Raw genomic sequence first — 7,743 nt, forward strand, 5'->3', positions numbered from 1 at the left:
TGAGCCAGCCGTAGCCAGCCCAGAGGGCAGAGGGTGATCACCAAGCCTTGTGCTTTGCCGCACCGGCTTCGACGGCCTTCAGCAGCGTATCGTTTGCCAAGTGGCTGGTCGGGCAGCGATCATAGCGCGTGGCGATGCGCCGCCAATCTTTGAGCCTGCCGAACAAGATCTCTATGCGGTTGCGCCGTTTGTATCGGCGCTTGTCGTAACGGATGGGTTCGGTTCGGGATTTGCGCCCCGGGATGCAGGGCGTGATGCCCTTGGCCTGCAGAGCATCCCGGAACCAATCCGCGTCATAGCGCCTGTCGCCCCGTAGCCATTGCGCTCTGGGCAAGCTGTCCAACATCGCGGCGGCACCAATGTAGTCGCTGACTTGGCCCGCCGTCATGAACAGGCTGATGGGGCGTCCATTGGCATCGGTCACTGCGTGAAGCTTGGTGTTCATGCCGCCCTTCGTGCGCCCGATCAGCCGCCCAAGCCCCCTTTTTTACCCGCAGGCTCGAAGCCGTGCGGGGTGCCTTGAGATAGGTCGCGTCGATCATGGCGGTGCGGCGTTCGGTCTGAGCCTTGGAAAGGCCCTCCATCATCCGGATGAAGACACCAGCCTCGCTCCATCGCTTCCAGCGATTGTAGAGGGTCTTGTGCGGTCCGTAGGCCGCCGCTGCATCCCGCCAGCTCAGGCCGTTGCGGTTCACAAAGATGATCCCGCTCAGCAAACAGCGGTGATCCACCCGAGTCTTGCCGTGGCTCTTGGGGAAGTAGGGCTCCAGCCGAGCCATCTGCTCGTCCATCAGCCAATACAGGTCATTCACAATTCAGAGCCCTCAGGAGCCTGAATCAGATCGCGCGCATCAAATCAGTAGGTCCTGAGTCTACCTCCCTCCAAATATCTCCAATAGATACCCCCTAGGAGTGACTTTCGACTAGGCAAAAGAGGCTTTTCTGCGGCTCGAGAAACTCCACTCTGAGTAATGTGCAGTTTCCAAAACTTGGCCAACTACGGCCTGATGAGCAGAATATCTGCTAAAATGGGAGGAACTTATCATGAAACCTTTTGCCTTGCTTTCTTCGGTAGCACTTGCTGCTACTGTTCTTGCTGGCGGTGCTGCACACGCTGAATCGCTGTCGGTCAGTACTACGGTCGCCCCATACTGCAACGTCCGTCTGGCCAATGTATCGAGTGGTACCGCTTCGGTGGCTCATGAAGCTGAACAGATGGTCGCCAATCTGGAACTGGCCTGCAATAGCGGTGGAACCGCCCGTCTGGTCGTCAATCCGCTCAACGGTGACTTCAAGAACGGCAATCACCTGATCAACTACGCTATGCGTCTGAGTGCCGCTGACTCGGCATTTGATATTGCAACCACCGATGCCACGCCAGGTGATGCAGAAGGTTCGGGCAAGTTCACCCGTAACCGCAATGGTTATTCCCAGCCTCTGGCCAACGGTATCAACGCCCAGTTCTATCTGAACGTAAACGTTGCGGCCCCTGGACCTGCACCGCTGGGCCAAACCTACTATCCGGCAAATGCAGCACCGGCAGGCACCTATAGCGAGTCCTTCTCGTTCGAACTGTCTGCAGTCTGATGTGTACCTGCGGTCGGGTGTGCAGCCCGACCGCAACTTCACTTGGGGTAATTCTATGAAAAAGCTAGTTATTGCCGCTTGCGCGGAGCTTCTGGTCTGCGTGGCGTTAGGCCATGTCGGCCCGGCCTCGGCCCATGAAGTGCAGCCGATGATCGCGACGGTGTCGCCGACCGGTTCCAATGCCAACTACCGCGTGATGATTCGCAACACCGATGCGATGCCGATTACTCTCGAAATCGCTGCATACCGCGTAGAGGTCGATGCTGAAGGCACAGCAGTAAGAACGCCGGAAGACAATGATGTTGTCTTGTTCCCCCCTCAAACCATAGTACAGCCGGGGGGCACTCAGGCGGTTCAGGTTCGCTATGTCGGAGATCCAGCCATCACGCAGGGTCGTGTCTATGCCATCGTCATAAGCCAGTTGCCGGTTGATTTTGCCATGGCCAGTGGCAGCGACGGGAGCCAGACACAGGTCAAAATTGGTTTTGACTTCGTCAGCCATATGTTCGTCCAGCCTCCCACGGCCCGCCCGAACCTTCAGATCGGCGCTGCGACCCGTAATGCCCAAGGCGACATCGTCTTCGAAGTGGCCAACTCGGGCGATGGCGTAGCTCTGCTGCGTACCGCCGAATGGATGCTCACGCCGCCATCAGGCGCGCCGGTGGTTCTGGATTCCGAGAAAGTCGATTTCGGAAAATTCGGCGCCATACTGCCCGGTGGCTCGCGCAGAATGGTTATATCTTCGCAAACCGTTTCGGACACTTCTGCCAATGTCGCCGTCGCGATCGCGTTAAAGTGACGGGCATGCCATGCCCGAACGCCCCCGAACCTTCCGGCGCAGCAGTCTTTGGAGCAGTTCACCGCTCGCTTTACTGACAGCCTTGCTTTTTGCAGGCCACGTCGAGGCCTCCTCAACTAACGAACTATCAGATCCCGATGCGGTTATTCGCACGAACCGCTTATCGAGCGCACCTATCGCATCGGGCGAGCCGGAGCTGGACCCTGCACCTGCCAGTTCTCTAACAGACGTTCCGGAAACGACGGTCAGCAGCGAGCGTTTACACCCCAAGAACGCGTCCCCCGATCCAAGTTCCGGAACGTCGGCTCGGTCTGCTGCCCAAAGCGCCGTGATGGTCTCTGCCGACATTCAGGCCGCACAGCGCTCGCCACAGGTGTATGCGCCCATCGATGTTCCGTTGCTGTTGAACGGTCGCTTCTTGGGCATGATTAGCGTCGATGTTGATCTACACGGGGACGGCCTGATCGATGTCGAGCGCCTGTTTGTCCTTCTTGAGCCTGTAGTCACGCCCGAGACGCTCGCACAGTTACGCACCGTTTCCGCAGGACGGCCGCGGGTGCCATTTGACACCTTCAAAGCTCAATCCCTTAACCTGACCTTTTCCAGCTCAACACTTGAACTGAACGCTGCAATACAGGGCGACGGCCTGAACCCGACCGAAATGAAGCTGAGCGGTGTTCGCACCATCCCCGACCCTGCCAGTTTTCCTCAGCCAAGCCCCTTTTCGGCAGGGGCCAACATATCCCTCGCCCAGCGCTACCTTCACGACGTCAATGATGTCGCGCCTTTGCGTGGCAATGTTGACATCCTCGTCCACTGGGGTGGCTTTACAGGTCTGACTCTGATCAGCGGGGCCGAATATGATGGCTCGCGCGAAGGCAGCGGATGGCAGAGAACCGAGACGCGACTTGTCAAAGACTTCTATGGCCCTGCAATTCGCGCGATGGCTGGCGAGTTCACACCGGCGACTGACGGGTTCCAGGGATCGGGGCGTTTGGTCGGTATCGGGATAGAGCGCGCCTATTCGGTCGTGCGCCCGTTCCAGAACATCAGACCATCGGGCCGTCAGGAGTTCTCGCTAGAGCGCGAGGCAGACGTCGACGTGATCATCAACGGTCTGAAAACCCAGACCCTTCGTCTGCGCCCGGGGCGCTATTCTATTTCGGACTTTCCGTTCGCAACCGGTTCGAACCAGGTGCAGTTGGTCGTCGATGATCTGACAGGCCGTAACGAGATTGCCGTCTTCGACATTTTCGCCGGAGCCGACCTCCTAGGAAAAGGTCTGGTTGATTTCGGCGTTGCCGCAGGCCGTTACGAAGGCAGCACGCCTTACGAATATGACGGCCCCATGCTGGCCTCGGGTTTTGTTCGCAAAGGCTGGACCGACAGCTTGACGGTCGGCGCAAACGCTCAGGCTTCAAGCGACGTTCAGCAGATTGGTGGCATGAGCGTATGGGGCTCGCGCTTTGGCCTTCTGCTGCTGGAGATTGCTGCCAGCCGCAACCGGCTTCTGGGACAAGATGGTGCTGCAGTTTCGATTAGCTATCGCCACACCCTGTCGCTGCGCGAGCAAGACGACTTGCGTGTCACGGCCAATTTTTCTGCCTATTCGGAGCATTTCTCCGATGTATTTCAACCCCGACGTGCCAACCCTGACGCATGGCGCTCAAGCATGCTTGTGCAATGGCAGGCCCCTTGGGAATTGGGCCTGAGCGTAGGCTTAGGAGTATCCGAACGAAGGCTGGACGCACGACGCACCCGCCAGATCGATCTGGGCGTCAGCCGCTCCTTCGGCCGTTTCAGTCTGGTCTCCAATGTCAGCTTCACCAATGACGAGGATCAGGACGAAGTCCGCTTCGCGGTGGGATTAAGTGTGCCACTTGGCCCGCGCTGGAATGCACAGGCCCGCTATGACAGCGTGGATAACCGCTCCGAGGCGGTGCTCGCCCGTTATTCGACGGGTGCATTGAATGACGTTAGCGGCGAGGTCCGGTTCACCAATAATGATCGCGCTAGAGATATCTCTGGACGTCTGGACTATGTGAACAACCGTTTTGAGGCCCAGTTCAATCACAACCGGCGCTATGACAGACTTCTGAACGGTGATCCCGGTGTGGAATCTTCGCTGGCCTTACGTAGTTTTGTCGGCTTCAGCGGCGGGGCCTTCGGTATAGGCCGCCCCGTAGACGATGCGTTCATTATCGCTCCTGTCCATGAGTCTCTGAAGGCCTCCAAGGTGACACTCGTATCGGGCACACGCGCAGTCGCCCGCTCTGGCTTGTTTGGTCCTCCAGTTATCCCGATCCAGCGCAGCTATGGCATCAACAGTTTCGACATTCTGGTCGACCCCTTGCCCACAGGCTACGACCTCGGCTCGGCAGCACTGAGCGTCTTTCCGCCCTTCGGTGCCGGTTATCGGCAACAGATTGGCAGCGACGCCTCGCGGATTGCAATCGGTGTGCTGACTTCTCCCGAAGGGCCATATGTTCTGGCGACCGGCAGCGTGCTCGCCGAGGGAGCGCAGAGCGATCAGGCCCGCCCCTTCTTTACCAATCGCGCAGGCCGATTTGTCGCCGATCAGTTGGCGCCTGGCCGTTACTGGATCTTCATTCAGGACAGAAAAGTCGCCGAATTCGTCATCCCTGAAAACAGCGAAGGAATAGTCAATGTCGGCACGATCACAACCACAGGCCGCTAGCGCCTTGTCTTCGCAACTCATGGGAGCCGGACTGGCTTTAAGTGCAATTTTGGTGACCGTCCCTGCGCGTGCGGAGACATGCCAGTTCCGTATAGAAAACCTGCCATCCACAGTAGCCCTGACCTATGACGCTTTCAGTCCCAGTCGGGCGCCCTTTCCGCTAAAATTTCAGGTGCTGAATACACAGGATAATGAGTGTCAGGCACGATTTGCACTGGTGGATTCCACCAACAGCACTGTTTCAACATGGGTACCGCAAAATACCAGCTTGAAACTGGAACTACGCCCACGTACAGGCGTCACACGCTCTTCGTTTCCGGACCATTTCGATTTGAACATCGAAGGGGGACAAAGCACCGAGGTTGAGTTCGATGTCGTGGTGCTTGAAGAGGCTGTTGTTCCATCTGGAACCTATAATGAGCGCCTGTTCCTGAACCTGTATCAATCCGACGGAACAACTCTAATGGAGCAGGTGCCGGTCAATCTCGCCCTCGTGTCCATACCAAGAGCCCAGCTGAACATATCAGGCTCGCGTGGAGAATTCGGCTCCGGCGGCACGGTCAGCATTGTCGATTTCGGACCTGCTGAAACAGGCAAGGCTCGACATGTCTATGTTCAGGCCCGCGCCAATGCCTCATCGCGGTTAAGCTTCAAATCCATGAACAAAGGCAGATTGCGCCTGCTGGACCAAGCCGAGGATGGGCCATCACTGGAGTATAAGGCCAGTTTCGATGGTACGCCTCTCGACCTGAGCGACATCAGTTTTCGGGATATCGATCTGCCCTATACCTATTCGGGATTGGCCTTCGAACTCAACCTTGTACTCGGCGAGGTGGCCGGCGCGCGTGCAGGAATCTATAGCGATGAAATCACTATAGAAATATCTACACTCTAAGAGTGGATCTTAAGGCCGCGCAAAAGCCGCAGACTGTGCAAACAGTTCCCCGCGGCTACTTACACCCAGCTTGCTGTAGGCGTGCTTGATGTGCGTCTTGAGTGTCTGTGACGATATGCCGAGTTCCTGTGCGATCTGGCTCGTCTCGAAACCATTCAACAGAAGCTCGACGACCCTGCCCTCAGTTTTGGTCAGGATATGCATATCCACCAGCGCGTTGAATGATGCGAACTGACGAGGGGGCTGGAAGATCAGACCAATCAGAGAGTTCGGCAGCGGTGTCAGCCGCCGCCCCCAGAGCACCCAGGGACGCTGGTCAATATCGCGAAAGATGGCGCAGCTGTAGTCGTCCAGCTTTGTGTTTTTAACAAACTCGGCAGTCAGCTTCGTTCTGGGCTGCCAGCGTCCACTTTGTACCCTGACTATACCGGCAGTCACCAGTGCCTTGGCGGCCTCGCTCATCCAATGGATTTCCATGTCAGACGACAGCAAGATTCTGGCTTTGGATTCCTCGTTTATCCAATGGGCCAGTGCATTTTTGGCAAGGTCTTGAGACAGAAGTGCAGTGGATTCTAAATTCGATAACGAATCCAATACTTCGTCTGGAGGATCCGGAGCGGGCATAGCTGCTGGAAACATCGAAACAACACCGCCTAGTAATGCCGCTATTTACAGTGCCATGTAATGAAACCCGCACTGCCAAATATCCCCAAACGGGGCTGATATAATAAATGCAACTACGTTATTTAGGTTGCGGATGGATCGTTAGGTGCATCCAGTCATTACCAATGACGACCTTCCAACTTATCGTGAACAATCTCCAAGGCCTCACATTCCTCGTATCGGCGCAAACGCATCTCGTTCAGCTTATCGACGATCGAGCAGCCATTCACGGCGATCGAGGGATCTGTCGAGCCAATCAACGCATCGAGTTGTACGATCTCGGATCGGAGTTGATTGATCTCCACAAGGATACGGTTGTTGGTCATGACAGCCTCTCTAAGCCGCGCCGGTTCTAAAGCTTCACGATCTATCGTGAATAAAATTGCCCTCACCTGTAGGTCGCGCGAAACTGGCCGCATGTGAGAACAGATCCCCTCGACTGGTAACCCCCAGTTTTGAATAGGCATGTTTCAGGTGCGTCTTAAGTGTTTGTTTGGATATGCCGATCTGCTGGGCGATACGGCCTGTATCATGGCCATTGAGGATCAGTTCGATCACCTTACCCTCCATCGGCGTCAAAGCATGGGCTTGGGAAAGTGCGCTAAAGCACAACCACTGGCTGGGGGGATGAAAGATTAGTCCCGTTAGGCCGTTCGGCCCTGACGTCAGTTTGCGGGCCCAGACAACCCAACGGTTTTGCTGCCGATCCAAATAGGTGGCGCATGTCGAAATATTTAACTCAGCTAAGACCAGGAATTTGGCTACCGAATTTGTTGGAGGAATGAGGTGACCGAAAGAGACTGGAATACTACCCTCCTCTACAAACCTTTTAGTACGGTTGCTCATCCACTGAACCGTAAGGTCTGGCGAAATAATCATTCGAGCGAGGTTTTCTTCATCAAGCCAAGATTGAAATGCCTCTACGCCAACATCAATGTCAGCAACATCAACGACGCCATAAGGACAATAAGGAGTCCGCCGAGCCCCATTGACGGGTGTGTGCGCTACTTGCGGCATGGTTCCACCTACATAACAGCTTTGGTGTAACGTTGTAATTTATGGTCTGATTTATCATATCCCCCTTTTGGGGGGTAAGACGAC

Annotated in this window: 8 protein-coding genes; 4 read left to right on the forward strand and 4 right to left on the reverse strand. The window is 56.1% G+C overall.

Annotated elements, in window-relative coordinates:
• Positions 1 to 37: 37 nt before the first annotated feature.
• A protein-coding gene (locus OB03_RS08670; RefSeq protein WP_461343855.1) for an IS5 family transposase occupies positions 38 to 812 on the reverse strand; the annotation gives its coding sequence in 2 pieces (ribosomal slippage) (positions 38 to 476 and positions 475 to 812; 777 coding nt in all).
• Between the two features lie 232 nt (positions 813 to 1,044).
• Here OB03_RS08670 and OB03_RS08675 point away from each other — a divergent pair.
• The 4 genes from OB03_RS08675 (at position 1,045) to OB03_RS08690 (ending at position 5,979) form a co-directional block, all read left to right on the forward strand.
• Positions 1,045 to 1,587 carry a hypothetical protein gene (locus OB03_RS08675; RefSeq protein WP_461343856.1) on the forward strand — a complete coding sequence of 181 codons (543 nt, stop codon included), beginning with the start codon at positions 1,045 to 1,047 and terminating at the stop codon, positions 1,585 to 1,587.
• 55 nt (positions 1,588 to 1,642) lie between these two features.
• Positions 1,643 to 2,386, forward strand: coding sequence for a fimbrial biogenesis chaperone (locus OB03_RS08680; protein ID WP_461343857.1), 744 nt, complete (start codon positions 1,643 to 1,645; stop codon positions 2,384 to 2,386).
• Between the two features lie 331 nt (positions 2,387 to 2,717).
• Positions 2,718 to 5,084: a fimbria/pilus outer membrane usher protein gene (locus OB03_RS08685; protein ID WP_461343858.1), complete on the forward strand. Its 2,367-nt coding sequence runs from the start codon at positions 2,718 to 2,720 to the stop codon at positions 5,082 to 5,084.
• Positions 5,085 to 5,088: 4 nt separating this feature from the next.
• Positions 5,089 to 5,979: a hypothetical protein gene (locus OB03_RS08690; RefSeq protein WP_461343859.1), complete on the forward strand. Its 891-nt coding sequence runs from the start codon at positions 5,089 to 5,091 to the stop codon at positions 5,977 to 5,979.
• Between the two features lie 9 nt (positions 5,980 to 5,988).
• Here the strand turns inward: OB03_RS08690 and OB03_RS08695 are convergent, their stop codons facing one another.
• The 3 genes from OB03_RS08695 to OB03_RS08705 all read right to left on the reverse strand — a co-directional run bounded on the left by OB03_RS08695 (position 5,989) and on the right by OB03_RS08705 (position 7,659).
• Positions 5,989 to 6,603 carry a helix-turn-helix transcriptional regulator gene (locus OB03_RS08695; RefSeq protein WP_461343860.1) on the reverse strand — a complete coding sequence of 205 codons (615 nt, stop codon included), beginning with the start codon at positions 6,601 to 6,603 and terminating at the stop codon, positions 5,989 to 5,991.
• Between the two features lie 158 nt (positions 6,604 to 6,761).
• The gene (locus tag OB03_RS08700; protein ID WP_461343861.1) at positions 6,762 to 6,968 is read right to left on the reverse strand and encodes a hypothetical protein; all 207 of its coding nucleotides are present in this window, start codon (positions 6,966 to 6,968) and stop codon (positions 6,762 to 6,764) included.
• 34 nt (positions 6,969 to 7,002) lie between these two features.
• The gene (locus OB03_RS08705; protein ID WP_461343862.1) at positions 7,003 to 7,659 is read right to left on the reverse strand and encodes a helix-turn-helix transcriptional regulator; all 657 of its coding nucleotides are present in this window, start codon (positions 7,657 to 7,659) and stop codon (positions 7,003 to 7,005) included.
• Positions 7,660 to 7,743: the final 84 nt, after the last annotated feature.

The organism is Brevundimonas sp. GN22 (assembly GCF_054824005.1).

What these genes read in the sequence shown, in the direction of transcription:
- OB03_RS08675 (WP_461343856.1), top strand. Translation starts at nt 1,045, where the DNA reads ATGAAACCTTTTGCCTTGCTTTCTTCGGTAGCACTTGCTGCTACTGTT.
- OB03_RS08680 (WP_461343857.1), top strand. Translation starts at nt 1,643, where the DNA reads ATGAAAAAGCTAGTTATTGCCGCTTGCGCGGAGCTTCTGGTCTGCGTG.
- OB03_RS08685 (WP_461343858.1), top strand. Translation starts at nt 2,718, where the DNA reads ATGGTCTCTGCCGACATTCAGGCCGCACAGCGCTCGCCACAGGTGTAT.
- OB03_RS08695 (WP_461343860.1), bottom strand. Translation starts at nt 6,603, where the DNA reads ATGCCCGCTCCGGATCCTCCAGACGAAGTATTGGATTCGTTATCGAAT.
- OB03_RS08700 (WP_461343861.1), bottom strand. Translation starts at nt 6,968, where the DNA reads ATGACCAACAACCGTATCCTTGTGGAGATCAATCAACTCCGATCCGAG.
- OB03_RS08705 (WP_461343862.1), bottom strand. Translation starts at nt 7,659, where the DNA reads ATGCCGCAAGTAGCGCACACACCCGTCAATGGGGCTCGGCGGACTCCT.